General features: G+C 34.6%; 14 protein-coding genes and 1 riboswitch. Of the genes, 10 read left to right on the top strand and 4 right to left on the bottom strand.

Going from position 1 to position 21667, the window contains the following annotated elements; translation table 11 throughout:
* The first annotated feature begins 143 nt into the window (after positions 1-143).
* Entirely contained in the window at positions 144-593 is a 450-nt protein-coding gene (locus tag AT726_RS05135) for an RDD family protein (RefSeq protein ID WP_055242522.1), read from the top strand.
* Between the two features lie 24 nt (positions 594-617).
* Entirely contained in the window at positions 618-1274 is a 657-nt protein-coding gene (locus AT726_RS05130; protein WP_068759179.1) for a VanZ family protein, read from the top strand.
* An 85-nt stretch (positions 1275-1359) separates the two neighbouring features.
* Here the strand turns inward: AT726_RS05130 and AT726_RS05125 are convergent, their stop codons facing one another.
* A complete protein-coding gene (locus tag AT726_RS05125) occupies positions 1360-2655 on the bottom strand; it encodes an ISL3 family transposase (RefSeq protein WP_068758944.1) in 1296 nt (431 codons plus the stop codon).
* A gap of 316 nt (positions 2656-2971) precedes the next feature.
* A riboswitch (purine riboswitch) is annotated at positions 2972-3073 on the top strand.
* 216 nt (positions 3074-3289) lie between these two features.
* On the opposite strand from AT726_RS05125, the gene AT726_RS05120 reads away from it, so the two are divergent.
* The 6 genes from AT726_RS05120 (at position 3290) to AT726_RS05095 (ending at position 12595) form a co-directional block, all read left to right on the top strand.
* Positions 3290-4585, top strand: a complete 1296-nt coding sequence (locus tag AT726_RS05120) for an NCS2 family permease (RefSeq protein ID WP_068759178.1) — start codon at positions 3290-3292, stop codon at positions 4583-4585.
* A gap of 197 nt (positions 4586-4782) precedes the next feature.
* Positions 4783-6318: a glutamine-hydrolyzing GMP synthase gene (guaA, locus tag AT726_RS05115; RefSeq protein WP_055242471.1), complete on the top strand. Its 1536-nt coding sequence runs from the start codon at positions 4783-4785 to the stop codon at positions 6316-6318.
* A 263-nt stretch (positions 6319-6581) separates the two neighbouring features.
* Positions 6582-9242, top strand: a complete 2661-nt coding sequence (gene adhE / locus AT726_RS05110) for a bifunctional acetaldehyde-CoA/alcohol dehydrogenase (RefSeq protein WP_055305063.1) — start codon at positions 6582-6584, stop codon at positions 9240-9242.
* 201 nt (positions 9243-9443) lie between these two features.
* Complete coding sequence (locus AT726_RS05105; RefSeq protein ID WP_068759177.1) at positions 9444-10283, top strand: prephenate dehydrogenase; 840 nt, start codon at positions 9444-9446, stop codon at positions 10281-10283.
* A gap of 132 nt (positions 10284-10415) precedes the next feature.
* Positions 10416-10982, top strand: a complete 567-nt coding sequence (locus tag AT726_RS05100) for a DapH/DapD/GlmU-related protein (protein ID WP_055275289.1) — start codon at positions 10416-10418, stop codon at positions 10980-10982.
* A 230-nt stretch (positions 10983-11212) separates the two neighbouring features.
* Positions 11213-12595, top strand: a complete 1383-nt coding sequence (locus AT726_RS05095) for a DUF7309 domain-containing protein (protein WP_055305066.1) — start codon at positions 11213-11215, stop codon at positions 12593-12595.
* A gap of 686 nt (positions 12596-13281) precedes the next feature.
* Here the strand turns inward: AT726_RS05095 and AT726_RS05090 are convergent.
* The gene (locus tag AT726_RS05090; RefSeq protein WP_068759176.1) at positions 13282-15900 is read right to left on the bottom strand and encodes an FAD-dependent oxidoreductase; all 2619 of its coding nucleotides are present in this window, start codon (positions 15898-15900) and stop codon (positions 13282-13284) included.
* A 303-nt stretch (positions 15901-16203) separates the two neighbouring features.
* Between AT726_RS05090 and AT726_RS05085 the strand changes: the two genes are divergently transcribed.
* On the top strand, positions 16204-17562 hold the full coding sequence (locus AT726_RS05085) for a DUF7309 domain-containing protein (RefSeq protein WP_144436956.1): 1359 nt from the start codon (positions 16204-16206) through the stop codon (positions 17560-17562).
* Positions 17563-17673: 111 nt separating this feature from the next.
* Here the strand turns inward: AT726_RS05085 and AT726_RS05080 are convergent, their stop codons facing one another.
* Complete coding sequence (locus tag AT726_RS05080; protein WP_055275281.1) at positions 17674-18468, bottom strand: YidC/Oxa1 family membrane protein insertase; 795 nt, start codon at positions 18466-18468, stop codon at positions 17674-17676.
* A 638-nt stretch (positions 18469-19106) separates the two neighbouring features.
* The gene (locus AT726_RS05075) at positions 19107-19898 is read right to left on the bottom strand and encodes a YidC/Oxa1 family membrane protein insertase (protein WP_055275279.1); all 792 of its coding nucleotides are present in this window, start codon (positions 19896-19898) and stop codon (positions 19107-19109) included.
* Between the two features lie 259 nt (positions 19899-20157).
* Here AT726_RS05075 and AT726_RS05070 point away from each other — a divergent pair, with 259 nt between their 5' ends.
* Positions 20158-21570: a DUF7309 domain-containing protein gene (locus tag AT726_RS05070; RefSeq protein ID WP_055275278.1), complete on the top strand. Its 1413-nt coding sequence runs from the start codon at positions 20158-20160 to the stop codon at positions 21568-21570.
* Positions 21571-21667 lie beyond the last annotated feature (97 nt).

Below are 21667 nucleotides of genomic sequence, written 5' to 3'. Positions count from 1 at the left end.
TATATTACTGCATAAAAGATAGGTAGAAGCTAAAAGATATGAGCGCTTAATTTACACGCTTTCTTATCTCATGTATAATGAAACAGTATTAGTTTACATCAACGAAAGTGAAATTTATTATGATTGAGAAGGGAAGAATAGAAATGTTTAATATGTTATTAAGACGTGGGACTGCGTTTATAGTGGATGCATTATTATTAGCTTTAATCTTTTTTGGGAACTTTAGTTTTATTATGACTTCATTACAGGCTAGTGGGAATAATCCATTAAGCTTAAGTGGACTAGGTATGATGGTTGCTTTGCAATTATTTTATGTGTGGATTTACTTTGTTTATATTCCAGTTAAAATGCCAGGACAAACAATTGGTAAAAAATTATTAAAAATTAAAGTAGTTACATTAGATGGAAATGATTTAACACCAAAACAGTATTTTCAACGTGATTTCGTTGTGAAGTTCTTATTGTCATCATTGACACAAGGAGTTATTGTATTATTTAATGGGATTTTATTAACATATCAATGCATTCGTAAGCAAGAATTACGTGCGTTACACGATATGCTAGTTAAGACGAAAGTCGTACATGTAAAATAAAAATGATAAAAAGAGGTGGACATTATGAACTGGGAGTTATCTGACTGTCGGAATTTATCTGAGTTAGCCGATCAAGTAACTGCACTCGAGAAAACATCCGTCATTCATTTTAGCTTTTTGATGACAGTCATTTTGACATTAGTGTTTATGTTTATATATCATCAGAGGTCAGTGGATAAGTCATTACTTCAGTTTATGATTGTCTCAAGCTTCATTTTTTATGTGTTAAATGTGATTCGATTAGCTTTTTTTCCAATTCCAATTAATGAAACATATATTGAATTGCTTAAACAACAAGTAAAATGTGGAATCCTTGTGGAGCGTAGACATAATTTACAGCTATTTGATTTTATGAAATGGGGAAATCTTTTTCATATTACAACAGTCGGAAATTTCTTGATGTTGATGCCCCTAAGTTTTTATTGCCCTATATTATTTAAGAAAAGGGATTGGGGATTCTTACGAATGATACTCATTGGATTTTTTATTTCATTATCCATTGAATTGATCCAGTTGTCTTACGATTTTGTTACAGGATATGCGTATCGGGGATTTAATGTTGATGACTTGATGATGAATACACTAGGAGTCATTTTTGGATTTTTGGTGTTTACTATTGTTAGAGGATTTTTTTTGATTACCATAAAATTTATACAATTCTTTTATCGAAAGGCTCGCTGATTAATCAGGAGTCTTTTTTTAGGCTCTTTGTCAACTGGTGTGGGTGAAGAAATATTATACCTGTAATCGTGAGGGATTAAGCTGCTCATTGAGCAGTTTGATTCCTTTTATTTTTTTGTTCAAAGGTGTACTTATGGATAATCAAAATTCTAGCTTTGAAATGATAGAAACTACGGTATCCAAAGGCCATGCGTTTAATCACTTTAATCTTGTTATTAATCCCTTCAAGCACTCCATTGGTATAAGATGTTTCAATCGTATTTTTGATATAATCTTGGTAGTTAGTTAATGTTTTTAAAGCTGTTTTCATTTCAGGTGAAAGTAAGTCAGAGGGGTTTTGAATGGCATGATGAAAAGCATCAAAGTTGCGAAGTTTGATGGCCTGTTTGATGGTTTGATAGAAGTCATAAGTGGCTTTTAATTCCGGATCTAAAGCGAGTAAAAAGTCGATGATTTCTTGTTGAGAAATCTGCTTTTTGAAACAGTTAGAATAGAAGTAGTGGGTAGAATGGATATCCTCTTGGGCTTTTAATAAAAGGCGCCAATAATGTTTGAATTTATTGTAGAATTCTTTGTTTTGGTTCATGAAGCGAATACGAGTTTTATTGAGGGCACGAGATAAAAGTTGAACGACGTGGAACTTATCTAAAACAATTTTAGCGTTGGGAAACACCTCTTTAATGAGTGTCATATACGGAGCATACATATCAATAACAACGTGAGTTACACCTTCACGGGCCTCCTTAGAAAATCGCATGAAATAAGGTTTTAAAGTGCTTAGACGACGGTCTTCAACGATATCAATTAACTTCCCATTAGAAGCATCACAAAAAATGAATGACATAGCCCCTTCCGCTGATTTGACCGACTTAAACTCATCAAAACAAAGCACCTTTGGAAGAGAGTTAAAATGAAGGGATTGTTCCTCGTACGATGTATGAATGATCCGATTGACCGTTGAATGGGATACGTTGAGTTCACGGGCAATATCTGACTCGGATTTTTTATGGCTAGCCTCTAGGAAAATGGCTTGTTTAAGGGGATTAGAAAGGTAACAATTAGATTCCACAAGAGAGGTTTTAAGCGTAAAGGTACGATCACAATGACGGCATTTATAGCGTTGCTTTTTTAAATCGAGATAGGTATCAAAGCCAGAGAGTTTCATCATCTTAATACGAGAGGTTTTGAAGCCGTGTTTAATGATTTGTGAGTCAAAGAGATGACCACAGTTGTAACAATGGGTCGGTTGAAAAGAGAGGATACCAGAAATCACCTTAGAGCGGATCCCGTTAATCTGAACATCTTTCATCCAATTTTCTGAAAAAGTAATATTTTTATCTTTTAAATCGAGTAAAGTTAAGATACAATTATTGTGAGACATAAACCCAATCCTTTCGTGTTTTTTTTGGTCAATTACATGGTATAGAATTTGGGACGTGATGTCTCTTTTTTTATACTTATTTTTTATTCCAAATAAAAGAAGTGTGGGAATCACCCACACCAAATATTATAGAACCTTTTTTTATCGGTGAAATTTAGTATTTTTTGAGAAATCATGTGATACTTTGTTAGAATATATTGAATGATTAATGAAAAAACTTTTTGTTATTTTCATTTTAGCTTGATTTTATTTATTTTATGTAAACAATTTGTGGAAATTACATTGACTTTTTTCTTAATTGATTTTATAGTTAAGTAGTAAATTTAATCTTTTCTCTCGTATATTATCAGAAATAAGGTCCGAAAGTCTCTACCTACTCACCGTAAATGAGTAGACTACGGGTGGCAATTGCTAGATAAACAGGTCAAGGTTTATCTGGTTTAATCATTCCACTGTGGGGACTTTCAGTACTAATTGCTGAAAGTCTTTTTTTGTTTAAATGATTATCATGATCATGGGAGAAGGCCATTTCATATCTAACTATTGGGAGTAGGAATTTAGATAATTCATGGTCATTATAGTTGTTTAAACAAACAGTCGAGAGAAGAATGAACAATTAGGAGGAGTAACCTATATGAACAAATTCTTCAAACTAGAAGAGCGTGGTACAACGGTTTCAAGAGAGTTTATCGCCGGATTGACAACATTCTTATCAATGGCTTACATCATCTTTGTTAATCCAAACACGCTTGGAGCATCGGGGATGGATACAGGAGCGGTATTCACTGCAACGATTTTAGCAGCTGCTGTGGGTACATTAATTATGGGACTTTATGCAAATTTCCCAGTGGCATTAGCACCAGGTATGGGAATGAATGCTTTCTTCGCTTATACAGTTGTCTTAATGATGGGATATAGCTGGCAACAAGCATTAGCAGGGATTTTTGTTTCAGGAATTTTATTTATTATTTTATCAGCAACAGGATTACGTGAGTTAATCATTAACAGTATTCCAACGTCATTAAAACATGCGGTTGGAACAGGGATTGGGTTCTTTATTGCATTCTTAGGATTCCAAAACTCAGGAATTATTGTGAATAATGATGCAACACTAGTCGGAATCGGTAACTTCACAGATCCTAACGTTTTAATTACAGTTATCGGTTTAATTGTAACTTTAATTTTATTAGTTCGTAAAACACCGGCAGCGATCTTTATCGGTATGATTGTGACAGCTGTTGTAGGGATCTTTTTAGGAGTTGTTGATTTACCAACACAAATTATTGCTCCAATTCCATCTTTAAAGCCAACATTCGGAGCATTATTTGAAGCATTACCATCAATTTTTACAGCAGAAATGATTCCAGTTATTTTCTCATTCTTATTTGTTGATTTCTTCGATACAGCAGGAACATTAATGGCAGTTGGTTCTCGTGCTGGATTAGTCAATGAAAAAGGTCATTTAGTTGATGGAGATAAAGCATTATTAGCCGACTCAACTGCAACAGTTATTGGATCAGTATTAGGAACATCTTCAACAACTTCATTCGTTGAATCATTAACAGGAGTTGAAGCAGGTGGACGTACAGGATTAACTTCTGTGTTTACAGCATTATGTTTCTTAGTGATGTTATTCTGTTCAGGATTATTATCAGTTGTTACATCAGCAGTAACAGCACCAGCACTAATTACAGTCGGAATTTTAATGGCATCTTCTTTAGGAGATATTGAATGGAAGAACTTAGAGACATCAATTCCATCCTTTGTAACAATCATTATGATGGTCTTAGGATATTCAATCGCAGAAGGGATTGCATCTGGGTTCTTATTATATCCAATTATGATGGTAGCTGCACGCCGTGAAAAAGAAATTCATCCAGTGATGTGGGTATTATCAGTTATCTTCTTAATCCATTTCGTATTAGCGTAATTTCGTTTTGGGTACTTTTAAATTTGGGAGATTTAAAAGTGGTATCTTGTCGTAATTAGTAGTAAAAGTGAACGTTTTGTCTTAATTTTGATGGCGAAAGTTCATTTTTTACTATATAATCGTAATAAGAAATTTTTAGGGTGATGACCTATAAATTTTTATTGTAATAGTCATACTAGTAAAAAGAGGTGAAAGGCATGCAACACGATCAAGTTATTGTTCTTGACTTTGGTAGTCAGTACAATCAATTAATCGCGCGACGTATTCGCGAATTTGGAGTATACAGTGAATTAAAATCACATAAATTAACAGCTGAAGACATCAAAAAAATGTCTAATGTAAAAGGGATTATCTTCAGTGGAAGTCCAAACAGTGTTACTCAAGAAGGTGCTTTTACAGTAGACCCTGAAATTTTCAACTTAGGATTACCGATTTTAGGTATTTGCTATGGGATGCAATTAACAACTCATATGCATGGTGGAACTGTTGAACGTGCAGAGCAACGTGAATATGGAAAAGCTGAAATTACAATTAAGAATAACAGCAAGTTATTCCAAGGAACACCAGAAGAGCAAGTCGTATGGATGAGCCATGGTTACCATGTAACAAACTTACCAGAAGGATTTGTTGTTGATGCAAGTAGTGACTCTTGTCCAATTGCTGCAGCTTCATGTGAAGAGCGCAATATTTACTTAGTACAATTCCATCCTGAGGTTCAACACTCAGTACATGGAACAGAAATGTTACGTAACTTTATCTTTAACGTATGTGGTGCACAAGCAAACTGGTCAATGAAAAACTTCATTGAAGACCAAGTAGAAAAAATTCGTGCACAAGTTGGAAACGACAATGTATTATGTGCGTTAAGTGGGGGAGTAGACTCATCAGTAGTTGCAGCATTAATTCACCGCGCAATTGGGGATCAATTAACATGTATGTTCGTTGATCATGGATTACTTCGTAAAGGAGAAGCTGAAAGTGTTGTTGAAACATTTGATGGAAAATTCAATATGAACTTCATCAAAATCGATGCACAAGAGCGCTTCTTAAGTAAATTAAAAGGAGTTTCTGATCCAGAACAAAAACGTAAAATCATCGGAAACGAATTTGTTTACTGCTTCGATGAAGAATCAGCTAAATTAAAAGACATGAAGTTCTTAGCACAAGGAACTTTATATACAGATATTATCGAATCGGGTACAGATACAGCTCAAACAATTAAATCTCACCATAACGTAGGTGGATTACCAGAAGATATGGAATTTGAGTTAATCGAACCATTAAACACATTATTCAAAGACGAAGTTCGTCAATTAGGATTAGAACTTGGTTTACCTGAAGAAATTGTCTTCCGTCAACCTTTCCCAGGACCAGGATTAGGAATTCGCGTTTTAGGAGAAGTCACAGAAGAGAAATTAGAAATCGTTCGTGATTCAGACTTCATCTTACGTGAAGAAATCAAAAAAGCGGGATTAGAGCGCGACGTATGGCAATACTTCACAGCTTTACCAAACATCAAATCAGTGGGTGTTATGGGCGATGAGCGTACTTATGATTACACAGTCGTTGTTCGCGCCGTAACTTCAATCGATGGAATGACTTCTGACTGGGCACGTATCCCATTTGAAGTATTAGAGAAAATCTCAGTTCGTATCGTAAATGAAGTGGCACACGTTAACCGCGTAGTGTATGACATTACATCAAAACCGCCTGCAACAATCGAGTGGGAATAATCAAAAAAGAGCCGAAAGGCTCTTTTTTTATAGTTTTATAAATAACATTTTAGGAATAGATAAGTTAGACACGAAAGAGTTACTTTTGAGCATAAGTCATTAAAAGTATCATGTTTATTATTCAATCGATAGCGGATTTTGTCTTTAGTTACTAGAATTTTCAATAGCAGTGAATTGAATTTATTGAAGTTGGAATAATGGCTCTCATTTTTTAATATATCTAGCGTGTATAAACTAAAAAGACAGGAGAGAGATTTTAAAAGATGAGTGAACAAAACAAAGTAGAACAAGAAGTGAAGCCAGTTCAAGAATGGACAAATGAACAGATTGATGCTCATGTAGATGAATTAGTTCAAAATGCGTTAGCTGCTTTAGAAAAATTTGAATCGTTTGATCAAGAGGCTGTGGATTATATTGTAGCAAAATGCTCGGTTGCAGGACTTGATCAACATGGGGTTTTAGCGGAAGCAGCAGTGAATGAAACAGGACGAGGAGTCTTTGAAGATAAAGCTGTTAAAAATTTATTTGCCTGTGAATATGTGACAAATAACCTTCGTCACTTAAAAACGGTAGGGATTATTAATGAAGATCCCCTAACTGGAATTACTGAAATTGCTGAACCAGTTGGTGTTATTTGTGGAATTATTCCAACAACAAATCCAACCTCAACCGTTATCTTTAAATCATTAATTGCTTTAAAAACAAGAAATCCAATTATTTTTTCTTTCCATCCATCGGCATATGAGTGTTCGGTACAAGCGGCAAAGGTCATTAGAGATGCAGCTATTGCAGCTGGAGCACCTGATAACTGTATTCAATGGTTAGGAATGCGCTCAATGTATGCGACAAATGCTTTAATGAACCACTCAGGTGTTGCAACAATTTTAGCAACAGGTGGTAATGCAATGGTGAAGGCGGCTTATTCATGTGGAAAACCAGCTTTAGGGGTAGGTGCAGGTAACGTTCCGGCTTATGTTGAAAAATCTTGTGTCTTAAAACGAGCAGTTAATGATATCGTATTATCTAAATCATTCGATAATGGGATGATTTGTGCCTCTGAACAAGCGGCTATTGTTGATCAAGAAATCTATGATGCATTTAAAGTAGAAATGAGCCGTTTCAAAGTGTATTTTGCAAATCATGAAGAAAAAGCTAAATTAGAAACATACATGTTTGGATGTACTGCTTATAGTGATAAAGTCAACGAAGCTCGATTAAATCCAGCTATTGTTGGTAAACCTGCGACATGGATTGCTGAGCAAGCAGGATTCGTTGTTCCAGACGACACTCAAATTATTTGTGCTGAATGTGAAGAGGTTGGACCAAATGAACCATTAACAAGAGAAAAATTATCCCCAGTCTTAGCTGTTTTAAAAGCAACATCGACGGAAGATGGAATTGCTAAATCAGCGGCCATGGTAGCTTTTAATGGATTAGGACATTCAGCTGCGATTCACACTCAAAATCATGAGATTTCGATTGAATTCGGTTTAAAATGTAAAGCGATTCGTGTCATTGAAAATGCACCATCGACATTTGGTGGAATTGGTTCGGTTTATAATGCCTTTATTCCTTCATTAACACTCGGTTGTGGTTCTTATGGTCACAATTCAGTTTCTAATAACGTTAGTGCAATCAACTTATTAAATATTAAACGTATCGGAAGACGTAACAATAATATGCAATGGATGAAGCTTCCTCCAAAAATCTACTTTGAACGAAATTCAATTCGCTATTTAAGAGATATGAAAGAAATGGAGAAGGCCATGATTGTAACCGATCGAGGAATGTACAATCTGGGATATGTGGATAAAATTGAAGATGTGATTAAAAGACGACGTAATAAAGTTAATGTAGAACTATTCTTTGATGTCGAACCGGATCCAAGTATTGAAACCGTTAATGCAGGTGTTGAATTAATGAGAAAATTTCAACCGGATGTGATTATTGCATTAGGTGGTGGGTCTTCAATGGATGCTGCAAAAGTTATGTGGCTTATGTATGAACATCCTGAAGTGAATTTTGATGATATTAAACAAAAGTTTATGGATATTAGAAAACGTGCATTTAAATTTCCTGAGTTAGGAAAGAAAGCCCGATTAATTTGTATTCCAACGACATCCGGAACCGGATCAGAGGTTACACCTTTTGCAGTTATTACCGATAAACAAGAGAATAAGAAATATCCATTAACTGATTATTCTTTAACACCAACCGTTGCGATTGTTGATCCAGAGTTCGCTATGAGTATGCCAGCCTCAATTGCTGCGGATACAGGAATTGACGTCTTAACGCATGCCATTGAAGCTTATGTCTCAATTTTGGCTTCTGATTTTACAGATGGATTGGCAAAACAAGCTGTCAAATTAGTTTTTGATTACTTAGAGCGATCGGTGAAAAATGGTAAAAATGATCCAGAGGCAAGAGAAAAAATGCATAATGCTGGGACAATCGCTGGGATGGCGTTTGCAAACGCCTTTTTAGGAATGAACCACTCATTAGCTCATAAAATTGGTGGAGAGTGGCATGTACCGCATGGACGTACTAACGGAATTTTATTGCCACACGTCATTCGATATAATGGAACGATTCCAACAAAATTAAATATTTGGCCTAAAATTGAAAACTATAAAGCAGATGTGAAATACATGGAACTTGCTCAATTAATTGGATTAAATCCTCAAACACCAGCGGAAGGTGTTGCAATGTTCGCGGACGCTTGCGAAGAATTATGCAAAAAGGTTGGAGTTCCTGCTAATATCAAATCGCAAGGTATTGATCAAGAAGCTTGGGAAGAATCTGTTCATCGTATGGCCATGAATGCATATGAAGATCAATGTACACCAGCTAACCCTAGAATGCCAATGGTACATGATATGGAAGCTATCTTACGAGTAATCTATGATTATGAAAGTAAGTTTTAATAAACATTAATAAAAAGAGCCGAAAGGCTCTTTTTTGTTAGAGTTATAAAGGAATATCGATTAAAACATTGTCCATATAATGAAATATGGTGATGGAAGTTTATTTGTAAAGAGATGGGAATGATAATAAACGTTACCATGGAGGATGGAGTGAGATTGACCTAATTTAGGAAGTAAATTTTAAAAAGGAGGAATCTTGGGATGAATATTGTGGTTGTAGGTTTAGGGGTCATTGGTGGTTCGTTTGCGATGGCTCTTAAGGAAGCGAGTTATCAACAAGTTTATGGAATAGATACGAATCAACAGACGCTAGAAAAAGCTAAACAGATGGGGTTAATTAAGGATGGATCGGTAACAGGTGAGTTATTTTTGAAGCAAGCTGATTTAATTATTTTGTCTATTTATCCTAAGTTAGTGAAATCATTCATACAGAGCAATAGAGATAACTTTAAACCTGGATGTGTGATTACTGATGCAACAGGTGTTAAAGGAATGTTCATTAATGATATTTTAGAGATACTACCTAATGAAGTTGATTTTGTATTTGGACACCCGATGGCAGGAAGAGAAAAAAGAGGGATTGATTTTGCATCAAGTCGTGTTTTTAAAGGAGCTAATTATCTGATTACACCAACCCCTCGAAATCAAGAAAGGAATATTGAATTAATCGAGAATTTAGCTTATGAAATAGGCTTTAAAAAAGTAAGAAGAATAACACCAGACTTTCATGATGAAATGATAGGATTTACCTCTCAATTACCTCATGCAATGGCAGTTGCTTTAATTAATAGTGATATAGAAGGAAGAGATACAGGAAGTTTCATCGGGGATAGTTATCGAGAGCTAACTCGAATCGCTAATATTAATGAAGATTTATGGAGTGAACTTTTTTTAGGCAACAAAGACCATCTATTAAAGGCTATTAATCGTTTTGAATTAGAATTAGATTTAATAAAGAAAGCAATCTATGATAATGATGCAGAAACATTAAAACAATACTTTATTAAATCAACCAAAAGAAGAGAGAGGCTTGATCAGTAACAATGAGTCTAAGTTGATTAAATTGGACTTATTTTGAATAAAGGTATTTCGGGTTAAATAGGTTGAATCAATTTAGAGACAGATTCAAAAATAATAACCTGTGGATATTGGAGATTCAAAGGGGGAGATAGGATGGAAGCAAGGGATATTTTTGAAAGAGATAAATTAGGGGAGGAAATCTCACATCAGGATCCGGAATATCATAAGATTCGTGAAATGATAGATGAGGCACAAAAACTTCTTTTTGAATTAAATAATAAGTATCATGAAGAACCGGAGGTTAGACGTTTATTTTCTCAATTGACGGGGATCGAAGTTGATAAAACGTTCCGGCTTCGCCCCCCGTTTTATACTGATTTTGGAAAGAATATTAGGGTTGGTAAAAATGTTTTTATCAATCATTGTTGTACCTTTATGGATCGGGGAGGAATTACATTAGAAGAGGGTGTTTTAATTGGACCAAAAGTCAATTTAATTACGATTAATCATCCATTAGAACCTCATCGTCGACACTCAACTATTTCATCCCCAATTTTAATCAAGAAAAATGCTTGGGTAGGTGCGGCGGCGACTATTATGCCGGGTGTCACCATTGGAGAAAATGCTGTTGTCGCAGCGGGAGCAGTTGTAACAAAAGATGTTTTACCCAATACAGTTGTCGCAGGAGTACCAGCTAAAGTGATTAAAATGATTGAATGAAAAAACTCCTTAATTAAAGACAGTTTTTTATCAAAGAGATCGACGTTAGCATATCAGATTTAAAATTATCAAATGCCCTTTATACAGATTAACGATAGAAGCAAAAATTTATTAGGATGGATAGAAAAGTGACTGCAAAATAGAGTTGCTTTTTATTTTGCATGAAAAATAGCGTTAATTTTTTAAGAATCTACCTATAATAAAAGAAACATGTGAGAAGGAGTCAGATGATGAGCAAAGATAGTATAGCGTTGTGGACACGTTTGTATGAGGTTTGTAAGAAATTGAGAAAGTTAAATCCATGGGAATTTTGGAGCAATCAAGATATTATTTTAATTGAAGATCCGGTTACAAAGATGATGGGCTATTGTGTGGTTGAACAAGACCCCTTAGATGGAACGTTAATGATTAATATTTTGCATGGACAGGCCGGAATGCGTGCCTACTTAGAGTCATTAAATTATGATTTTGAAGAATTAGAGGATATGAATTATATTAAGTCCTCATATCGCCAACAGGGATTTCTATTACTTTATGCGAATCGCGATGAACTGTTTGAAGAGGACTATGAACGGATTAAATCAGTGGGCATGAGTTTTAGAGGAAAAGCTCAGTGGCCCATTTTAAGACGATTGTTTCCAGGATCAAAGCCTTGGCTACTTGAAACAGATGAAGATGTACGATTATTAACGATGTACTTAGATCAATTAGTACAAGTACTGACTGATTTTGATCAAGGAAAAATTGATTTGCGTGAAAACTTTTATTTGACAATAAGTGTTCAGAATGGGAAGTGGACACTTACCTATACTGAAGAAGATGAACTACTGGGTGAAGAAGAGATTTTCATTTATCCAAATGAATTAAAAGCTCATCGAGTTAGTAAGCTACCTAAACAACCGGTCATCATGGAAGGAAGTCAATTTTATTTACCTACGCCACTCTGGGATGAAGAAAATAATCGTGAATTGTTCCCGCTGCTTACTACATTTATTAACCATGAAAGTGGGGAAGTTTATTCAGGTGAAATTTATAAGTCAACTCGCGAAGAGTTAGAGTTAGTCAGTGATCGTTTAGCGGATTTAATGTTGACTCGATTACAATTCCGACCGCGTGAAATTATTGTATCTGATGAAATACTATTAGATTTAATTAGTGATTTTTGTGAGAAAGCGAACATTGACTGTGATTTAGGTCCGACTGTTGCAGCTGATGCTTTTATGAGTTCATTTCTATCCACTCAAATGGGAGATTTAAATGGTGAAGAACAAGCATTTTTACACCTTATTCAAGCTGCAGAACAATCATATGAAGTCATGTTAGAGACTGATTTAGGGCAAATGCTAACTTCTATTCAAAAATCGGCATTGAAAGATATTTGGATTTATTCGGTTTTATTTTTATATAAAGAGTTTAATGAACTTCCTGGTGAGTGGAGTAAAGAAGGATTTGAAGCTTTACTTCAATCTCATCTTTTAGAAGAAAGTGTCAAAAATGATTATAGACCGTACATTGGTTCATCAATTAAAGCTTACTTAGATTGCCAACAAGAGCTTGGATTATTTAAAAATTCATTTGTTTTAAGTCATGTGTTAGCTAAATATTATAAATAAGCAAGGGGCTATCTCAAAATGAGATAGCCCCTTTTAAGTTAGAATGGGACGATATTAGTATCTTTATTCCGTCGGCGACTCACGCATAACTAGCGGGGTTAGCCGCTAGTCATCCCACGTCAAAGATATTTTATCTTTCCCATTCTCACTTCATATGAAGAGAGAGGGTCTCTATAATATAAATACCCTGATTAGCAAATATTTTCTCTCCTATAAAGCGGCACAACGGTTTTGAAACTAATTGGCTCATTCAAATCATGAAAATTTTCATATCAAATTTATTTTAATAGAAGAAATGCATCGGTTATTAATCATCAAAAATGAAATTTCTACTTCATTGAAGAGGATTTTAGTACAAGATGAATATATAAAGTTTCAAAAAAGTGTGTCATTTATTAGAGAAAAAATTAAAGTAATCAGTGAATCCTAACTTATAGAACTAATAAAACTTCATCATTCTTTTTAATAAGTATTAAAAAGGGACTCTAAGGTCAAGAAAACTCAAAATATGGGATGATTAGCGAGCTTGCTCGCTATTTATGGGGAAATTATTTTCCCCGGCCCATTTAAGATGTTTTCGTAGACTACAGAGTCCTTTTGTTATTTTAATACTTATGATTCAAAGAGATGCTCTCTATAACGAATTTTAACTATTTATAGCTATTTTGAGACAGCTCCTTTTTAAATTAACGATATAATTTTGAAACAACTGTTGCATAATCGTCACCGTTACGAACACCTGTTAATAACACGCTTGCTTTTGAGATATCTTTGAATAAGACACCATAAACAAGTTCATCTTCCTTGAAGTATAATTTTTTGAAGTGACCCGTTTTTGCATTAGAGTCTAATAAGATTTGGTACTCTTCAATATTTTCAGTTGGATATGTCCCCATTGCGAAGACTTCTGTATCGAAGGCGATTAATGATAATGGCTCCACCTTATTAGAGAATTCTGCATGATCGCCAACAGCATTGATACCAGCAACCTTACCTTGATCGATAGCAGGTGCCCATAAGTTTGTTGAAATCCCTTCAAATTCAGCAACATCCCCACAAGCATAGATATCAGCCACTGATGTTTGCATTTGATTATTAACCACAATCCCATGATTAGTTTCAATGTTAGCCATCGTTGCTAATTGTGTATTTGCACGAACACCGGCACTGATCACAACCACATCAGCATTGATTGTTTCATCAGCTAATTTTACGCCACTAACTTGACCATTTGAATTGATGATTTCTTGAACTTGAACACCTGTACGAACATCAATTTTACGTTCGGCTAAAATGTTTGAAATGAATGATGAAGTAGATTCATCTAATTGACGAGGCATTAAACGATCAGCAACTTCTAATACCGTGATATTTAATCCTAATTCTTGTAATGCATCAGCAGCCTCTAATCCTAAGACGCCACCACCGATGATAACGGCATTTTGTTTACCTTTTGCATAATTACGTAATGCTAATGCGTCAGTTTTATATTTAATTGAGAAGATACCTTCTGCTTCTGTACCAGGGATTGGTGGGATGAAGTTTGAAGTTCCCGTTGCTAAGATTAATTTATCGTAAGTCACTGTACTTCCATCTTCAAGCGTTAATACTTTTTCATCTACATTTAATGCTGTTACTTTCGTGTTTAATTGAACGTTGATATGATTCTCGGTATACCAATTTTCAGGGTTTAAGTTAAACTCCTGAGCTGGAACATCTTTCACGATTAAATCTGATAAAGCAGGACGGTAATATGGATAGCTTGATTCTGCACTAATCATTGTGATTGATGCAACTTCATTACGAACACGAATCGCATTTGCAGCTGTCACAGCAGCAACTCCACCACCAACAATGACGAATTTTTCATCCGCTGTTGATTTGAAGTTGATTACTTCTTCTTCATAAATTTCGAATAAATCAGAACCTACTCCACACGCAGGACAAACTTCTGGTGGTAGAACACCTGGGTAAACTTCTCCACAGATGATACAACGCCATAATACAACTTTACCACTTGGATTTAATTCTTCTGCAGTTAGAGCGGCTCCTGTCTCTTTTTTACGAGCTGGGACTTTTCCTGTTAATAAGCTGTTAGCAAATAATTTACCGAAATCGATAGCTGCTTGTGTTTCACTTTCAGATGCACGGAATTTGATTTTGAATCCATCGATGACTTTCATACGAAGTTGGTGTAAACGGTCCATGATGTTATCCACACCTTCTCCGCTCCATCCGTATGAGCCAAAGGCGGACACAATTTTTCCACCATGAACGATTGGGTTTAAGTTGATTGATAAATCCCAAATAATTGGAAGCGCATCTCCGTTAATGGTACATGTACCAAGTAAGATTCCATCTGCATCTGCAAAGTGTGCTAAGATTTCATCTTTCTTCTGTGGATAATTTAAAATATCTAAGTTGTAAGGAATGACTTGAATCGTTGGATCGACTTCATGAATTCCCTTTGTAATAGCTTCGGCTAATTCACCTGTATATCCGTAAGCTGATACGTAAGGCATGACCACTTTTTTAGGTCCTTCTTTTTTAGCAGGAGTTGACCAGTTACGATAGGTTTCGATGATTTCATCGATACGTGTATCTAAGACTGGGCCATGTCCGGTACAAACCATATCTAATTTTAAATCATTAATTTTGTTGATGGCTTTAATTACGTATGGCTTAAATGGTGAGAAGATGGCTGTGTAGTAGTAAAGTAGAGCATCTTGGAAAGCTTCCTCTTCACTTGCAGGCACTTCCGATAACTTAATTCCGTGTTTTGGACTATAGTGGGATCCGAAGGAATCACATGTGAATAACACGTTATCTGAACTGAGGTAAGTGTACATTGAGTCTGGCCAGTGTAAGAATGGAGCTGGGATAAAATCGAATGTTTTCTCTCCAAGTGTGAATGTTTTTAAGCTGTCAGCTGTTAAATAGTTAAAGCTGATATTTAAAATATCTTTTAAATAAGTGATGGCTGTTTTAGAACCAATGACTGTTAAACCAGGAATTAATTTAACTAAGCGTCCAATTGAACCTGCATGATCAGGCTCAGTGTGGTTGGTAATAATATACTTAATCTGACTTAAATCACCGATTGCTTCTTCGATTTTTTGTAAGTATGTATCAAAGAATTTTTCTTTTACTGTTTCAACTAAAATAGCTCCTTCAGTCGTATTTACTAAATAAGAGTTATAAGTTGTCCCGTATTTTGTTTCCATGATGATATCAAAGACATCTAGATTTGGGTCTAAGACACCTAACCAATATACGTCATTTTTTAATAATACAGATTGAATCATATGGTCCCTCCAATAGTCAAGTTAAGAAATAGATTAGCTCGCAATAGATATTTAATGGATCGTTTAATTCACCTAAGAAATAGTATTATCAGGATAACTTGATTTTACAATTATGATATTGTGAGAATTTTAATTTATTTCTAAATATAAAATAAATCACAAGCAAATATAACGCAAGAAAGATGCATTTTTATTTTAAGCCTATCCTTTGATTACATTTTTACATTAATAATTTTTTCAGTATGTGTAAAAATAAATAAAAAATACCATAATATAGAAAATGATATTAAGGGAGAGATAATGGTGAAGGCGACTAAATTAGAATTGAAATCATTATATGAAGCGGCCGATGAATTTGAAAGATTGCAGCCTTGGGAATGGATCAGTGAATACCAGTTATTAGTGGTAGAAGATCCTGAAACACATATTATGGGGTTTTGCTGCATTATTGGAAATAAATCAGATGAAAGAGGATTAAAAGTCTATCTTGGCATTGATGGGCTTCGTCATTATATCGAAATGCTTGACTTTAACCAATTGACGATTGAAGATGAAACACTCGATAGTCTTCTATCTCGAGAGACTTGTTTATCAGTGGGGTTTAATCGAGTTTCAGAGTTACGTAACCGAGAGGTTGTAGCACAATTTCGAGATTGTTTAGCTGGTTTTGTCCCAATCTCACTGACAGGTGGTTGGCAGTGCCGCTTTTTAACACAGGCATTAAAACAAGTGGGTGAATTAGCAGAGCTGGTTAAAGAAACGCCTTCATTTACGTTAGAAGATGATCAGGTCTTAATGAGGTTACAAGATTTTGAAGGGAATTGGAAAACGTTAAAAATTTCATTATCTGTCTTCTTAGAGCAAATGAAAGAGACAGGGGTACGTTATGAAAATGAATTAGCAGCTTATCGTATTTCTAAACTTCCAAGTACGAATATGGTTTTTGAAATCGCGCGATTTTTAATGCCTCGTCCTATTGAAGAGAAGGGGGATTCAAGAGCATACTATCCGATGATTACGGCTATTTTAGAAAAGGAAACGAAACAATTAGTATTTGCAGAAATGTCAAGCCCCAGCTTAGAAAGTCAAGAAACAATTTTATCTCGATTCGCCAATACATTAATAAAAGATTTAGAGTTTAAACCCCAATGCTTAGTCACGGATTGTGAGGCGGTTTTAAGACAGTTTAAAGATTTTTCAGATAAAACAAAAATTCCACTTATGAAAGTTCCAGAGCTAGAGGCAGCCACAGATTTTGTTTGTGATTTAATGAAGATTGAAGAGCAATTTGATGCCTCAATGGAAGTAGATATTGAAGAAAATATCGATTTAGTTTTATTAACAAGTAGGGAAATCTGTCAAAATATTTTAGAGTGTGATGCTTTAAGTCGCCATCTACCAGAAGGGGTAAAACAGCAGTTTACGAATATAGTTGAGTTATTTCATGTTGTTATGTTAGGTCATTTTCAAGAATTGCCAGATCATTGGAGTGTACAGAATGTGGAACGTGCGTGTAAAGAGGTCTTACCTGGCTTATTAACAGAAGAAGAGTTAAAGATTGTCCCAGATATTCTCACTCATTATTTAGATGTCGTTGGAGAAGCAGAACTCATTCCGAATTATATTCACTTACAAAAATGTGTCACTGAAAGTTATTCTTAATGAAAAGCTATCAAATAGATGATAGCTTTTTGTTCTTCATTAAAGATTACCTAAGTGGTTAAAGAATATAAAAAAGCTTATTTCAAATAAAATAAGCTTTAATGTTTATTGTTATTTTTTTCGTTGTGGCTTTTTGATAATAAGAAATTGAATGATTTGCATGATGGCTCCTGTTAAGAAGTATAGACCAAATGCAAATGGTGTTCCAATTGTAATCGAGAACATCGCAAATGGAAGGTAATAAGTCATAACTTTCATCATTGTATTATTCGCTTGATTTTGTTGAGAATTTTTCATAGTATCTGCCATATTGTTGTTCATTAAACGTTGAGAGTAGATGGATAAACCTGCAACGATTAGAGCTAAAATCCAGTTTGCCGGCGTTCCTGTTGCTCCTAAATTAATTCCAAAGAACTCATTAGCACTTGCATTTTTAATTAACGGATGGCGAGAAATGGCTTGATAGAATGCTAAGAAAATTGGCATTTGTAATAGCGGTAATAGGCATCCCATCATAGGATTAAAATTATATTTTTTATAAAGTTCCATCATCTCTTGTTGCATTTTAACTTGGGAAGCCTGATCTTGTTTATGTTCGTATTTCTTTTTCATTTTCTCCATCTCTGGCTGAATTTCTTGCATCACCATGGTTGATTGATTTGACTTTAAATATAATGGAATTAAAACTAAACGAACAATCGCTGTTGCTAAGATAATCGAAAGACCTAGATTATTATTAAGGATGTTATATAAAAAGGTAATAAAGTTAGCTAGTGGTAATACGAATAATTTATCCCAAAGTCCTGTTGCTGTTGCGGCTGTAATAGGCTCGGTTGAAATACTGCATCCCGATAATAATCCAATGGTTAAAACTAAAAATAATAATAAGCTAAAATTCTTTTTCAATTGAATGCCTTCTTTCTCTTAAGGTGAAATACTGTCATAAAGGAAATTTATTTTTCATTTATTATGAATAAAATCACTGTAATTGAAAAAATAAGATCAATAAATGGATATCGCCACATGTGATTTTGTCTAAATTAAATATATAAGTTCAGATAAGTTTTTCACAGTGTAAAAACTAAAGCCCTAGTAATGGAGGAATAGATTTCTTTCAGAAATCGCTAGGTGACCCAAGCCCTAGCAGTTGAGGAATAGATTTCTTTCAGAAATCACTAGGTGACCCCTGGACGATAGGATGCCTTAATATCGAACACGGTTAATTACTAAGACTGACTTAGAAAGATGAAAAACATTTCTATTTGTCTATAGAGTTAATTGATTTTTCATCTTCTGAATCATTGTGTCATAGATAATATAACATTAGAGTTTTTTAGGATGTGTCTAAATATGCCGAACATACAATACTTTTATAATTTTTTTGTTATACAACTGGTAGCTATATTTTAAGAAGATGAAAGACATATCATATAAAACAGTAATTAAGGACATTGCTAGAGCCAGTTCGTCACATCGGTGTTGGGTGGAGATGATTAGCTATAAAAAAAGCTTATTCCAAATAGAATAAGCTTTAAAATTCATTATTATTTTTTCGCTCCTGGACGTTTGAAGATTAACGATTGAACGATTGTCATAATTTGTCCAGTTAAGAAGTATAAACCGAATGCGAATGGTGTCCCAATCGTGATTGAGAACATTGCAAACGGGAAGTAATAAGTCATAACCTTCATCATCATATTGCTTGTTTGATTTTGTTGAGAATTCATGTTAGCAGCCATGTTTTTATTCATTAAACGTTGAGAATAAATTGTTAATCCAGCCACGATGAATGCTAAAACGTAGTTTGGTATTGTACCTGTTGCTCCTAAATTGATTCCAAAGAACTCAGCTGCACCAGCATCTTTAATTAATGGATGGCGAGAAATAGCCTGGTAGAATGCTAAGAAGATTGGCATTTGTAAGAATGGTAGCACGCATCCCATCATAGGGTTATAGTTATATTTTTTGTAAAGTTCCATCATCTCTTGTTGCATTTTAACTTGAGACGCTTGATCCTTTTTGTTCTCGTATTTCTTTTGAATACGTTGCATTTCTGGTTGGATTTCTTGCATAACTGCCATTGATTTATTTGATTTTGAATATAATGGCATTAATACTAAACGAACGATTGCTGTTGCTGAGATAATCGCGAAACCTAAGTTATTAGCTAATAATTTATAAAGTAATGTAATAAATGAAGCTAATGGTAAAACGAAAACTTTATCCCATAATCCAGACGCTGTCTCTGCAGTAATTGGCTCTGGTGAAATTGCACATCCCGATAATAGTCCAATTGCTAATACAAAACATAGTACTAAACTTAACTTCTTTTTCAACTAAATTCCTTCTTTCCCCTAATGTGTATTTTGTATATTGTTAAATAATGAGAATATAATCAACAATACTATAAACTAAATAATGCTATAAAATACCTACAATACCCGTATTATAAGTTAAAACAAGGTCTAATTCAATAAAAATCGTGTTAAAATTCCCCCTAAATGTGAAAATGTTTTAATTTAACATGATTCTTGATGTAACGACATATTATTTAAGTAGAGGGATTTAAGATGGGCATAGAGAGGGTGATGTGTAATGGGGATTGCGACAAATGTTGAGCTGCACAAATTGTATGAAGCAGCAATTGCTTTTCGAAAATTACAACCATGGAAATGGATGTATGCCTCTCAAGTATTTATCATTCACGATGATGAGAGAGATATAGATGGATTTTGTAGCATTATGGGAATGATGGGAGAGCATTTTTCATTATCAGTCTATTTAGGAGAGGCCGGTTATCAATCGTATCGCTATTTATATGATAAGGCGAGTTTAGCGTATATGGATCATATTTTCATGAAAGCAGAGGTTAAGAAAAATTGTTTAACCGTGAGCTTTGAAAACCCAGAAGCTTTGACAGAGCATGATGATGAGCAGGCGATGTTTTTAGGCTATCAGTTTAAAGGGAAAAATGAATGTCCAAGATTTCGTTATCATCATCCAGGAATTTATTCATGGTATCTAACGGATGGATGGCAATGTCGATTTTTAACGAAAGCATTAGAGCAAGCAATGATTGTCGCAAGATTAGAGTTGACGAAAGATTTAAAAGTGCCAGAGATTTATGATAGTAAATATTATTTAAGATATTATACAGAAGAAAAAGGATGGGACGGTACGTTTGTCGATGCTACATTGTATAAGAAAGCACCTACGCCTAAGAAAACTATTTTTCAAAACGATTTGTTAGCTTATCGAGTGAAGAAATTACCCAAATTACTAATTACATTAGAAGCAATTCAGTTTTATTTGCCTAATCCTGTCGTTGAGGTCGGTTCTGGCCAACCATTTTTTATGCTTGTTACTGCACTTGTTGATTCTGAAGAAGGACAACTTTTTTATCTGGATGTTCAGGAAACAGCTGCGCTTTACTTGACAGATATTGTTACAGAACTAGCAAAGCAATTTCTTGAACTTAAAATTAGACCGTGTGAAATTATTGCAGAGGATGAAGATACTTATGCACTACTTGAAGATGTTTGTAAACAAATTGATGTAAAACTTTCTATCGATTATCATACAGCGCGAGCTCATGAATTTGCCGAATATATTTTTGAAGAATTACAGAATGCAAGTTCTAACACAGTTAAAGTCATTGAGAGTGAACAGTCAGATATTGATAAGTTAATTATGTTTGCAGACCAAATTACAGATACGCTTCAAATCCAACAAGCACTTGATGATTTGAGTGAACAAGCGAAGGAACAATATAAGTTAATTACTCAAACATTTGTCTTAGCGATGTATACGATTCGAGATCAAATTCCAAGTGAATGGACAGGAGATGCTGTGAAAGATATTTGTCTAAATGTGTTGCCAGAACAACTTGAAAAGGATGTTTTAGCACAGTGTAAACCCGTCCTCTCACACTTTGTTACCGTTTTAGGTGAAGATGAAATTATCCCGAATTATCGGTCATTATTACTCGTGATTAATAATTGTCTTTGAGGAAACGACGATTTAGTCGTTTTTTCTTTTTCCAATAAATGACTGTTGATAGGAAACGTGCTACAATCTTCTTAACGTGAATAAGGAGTGAGAAAAC

Source organism: Turicibacter sp. H121 (assembly GCF_001543345.1).
GTDB classification, from domain to species: domain Bacteria; phylum Bacillota_I; class Bacilli_A; order MOL361; family Turicibacteraceae; genus Turicibacter; species Turicibacter bilis.
Note: the sequence above shows the minus strand (reverse complement) of the source record. Positions and strands in the feature narration are given on the sequence as shown.

Excerpts from the sequence above, each read along its gene's own strand:
- AT726_RS05135 (WP_055242522.1), top strand. The coding sequence starts at position 144 with ATGTTTAATATGTTATTAAGACGTGGGACTGCGTTTATAGTGGATGCA.
- AT726_RS05130 (WP_068759179.1), top strand. The coding sequence starts at position 618 with ATGAACTGGGAGTTATCTGACTGTCGGAATTTATCTGAGTTAGCCGAT.
- AT726_RS05125 (WP_068758944.1), bottom strand. The coding sequence starts at position 2,655 with ATGTCTCACAATAATTGTATCTTAACTTTACTCGATTTAAAAGATAAA.
- AT726_RS05120 (WP_068759178.1), top strand. The coding sequence starts at position 3,290 with ATGAACAAATTCTTCAAACTAGAAGAGCGTGGTACAACGGTTTCAAGA.
- guaA (WP_055242471.1), top strand. The coding sequence starts at position 4,783 with ATGCAACACGATCAAGTTATTGTTCTTGACTTTGGTAGTCAGTACAAT.
- adhE (WP_055305063.1), top strand. The coding sequence starts at position 6,582 with ATGAGTGAACAAAACAAAGTAGAACAAGAAGTGAAGCCAGTTCAAGAA.
- AT726_RS05105 (WP_068759177.1), top strand. The coding sequence starts at position 9,444 with ATGAATATTGTGGTTGTAGGTTTAGGGGTCATTGGTGGTTCGTTTGCG.
- AT726_RS05100 (WP_055275289.1), top strand. The coding sequence starts at position 10,416 with ATGGAAGCAAGGGATATTTTTGAAAGAGATAAATTAGGGGAGGAAATC.
- AT726_RS05095 (WP_055305066.1), top strand. The coding sequence starts at position 11,213 with ATGAGCAAAGATAGTATAGCGTTGTGGACACGTTTGTATGAGGTTTGT.
- AT726_RS05090 (WP_068759176.1), bottom strand. The coding sequence starts at position 15,900 with ATGATTCAATCTGTATTATTAAAAAATGACGTATATTGGTTAGGTGTC.
- AT726_RS05070 (WP_055275278.1), top strand. The coding sequence starts at position 20,158 with ATGGGGATTGCGACAAATGTTGAGCTGCACAAATTGTATGAAGCAGCA.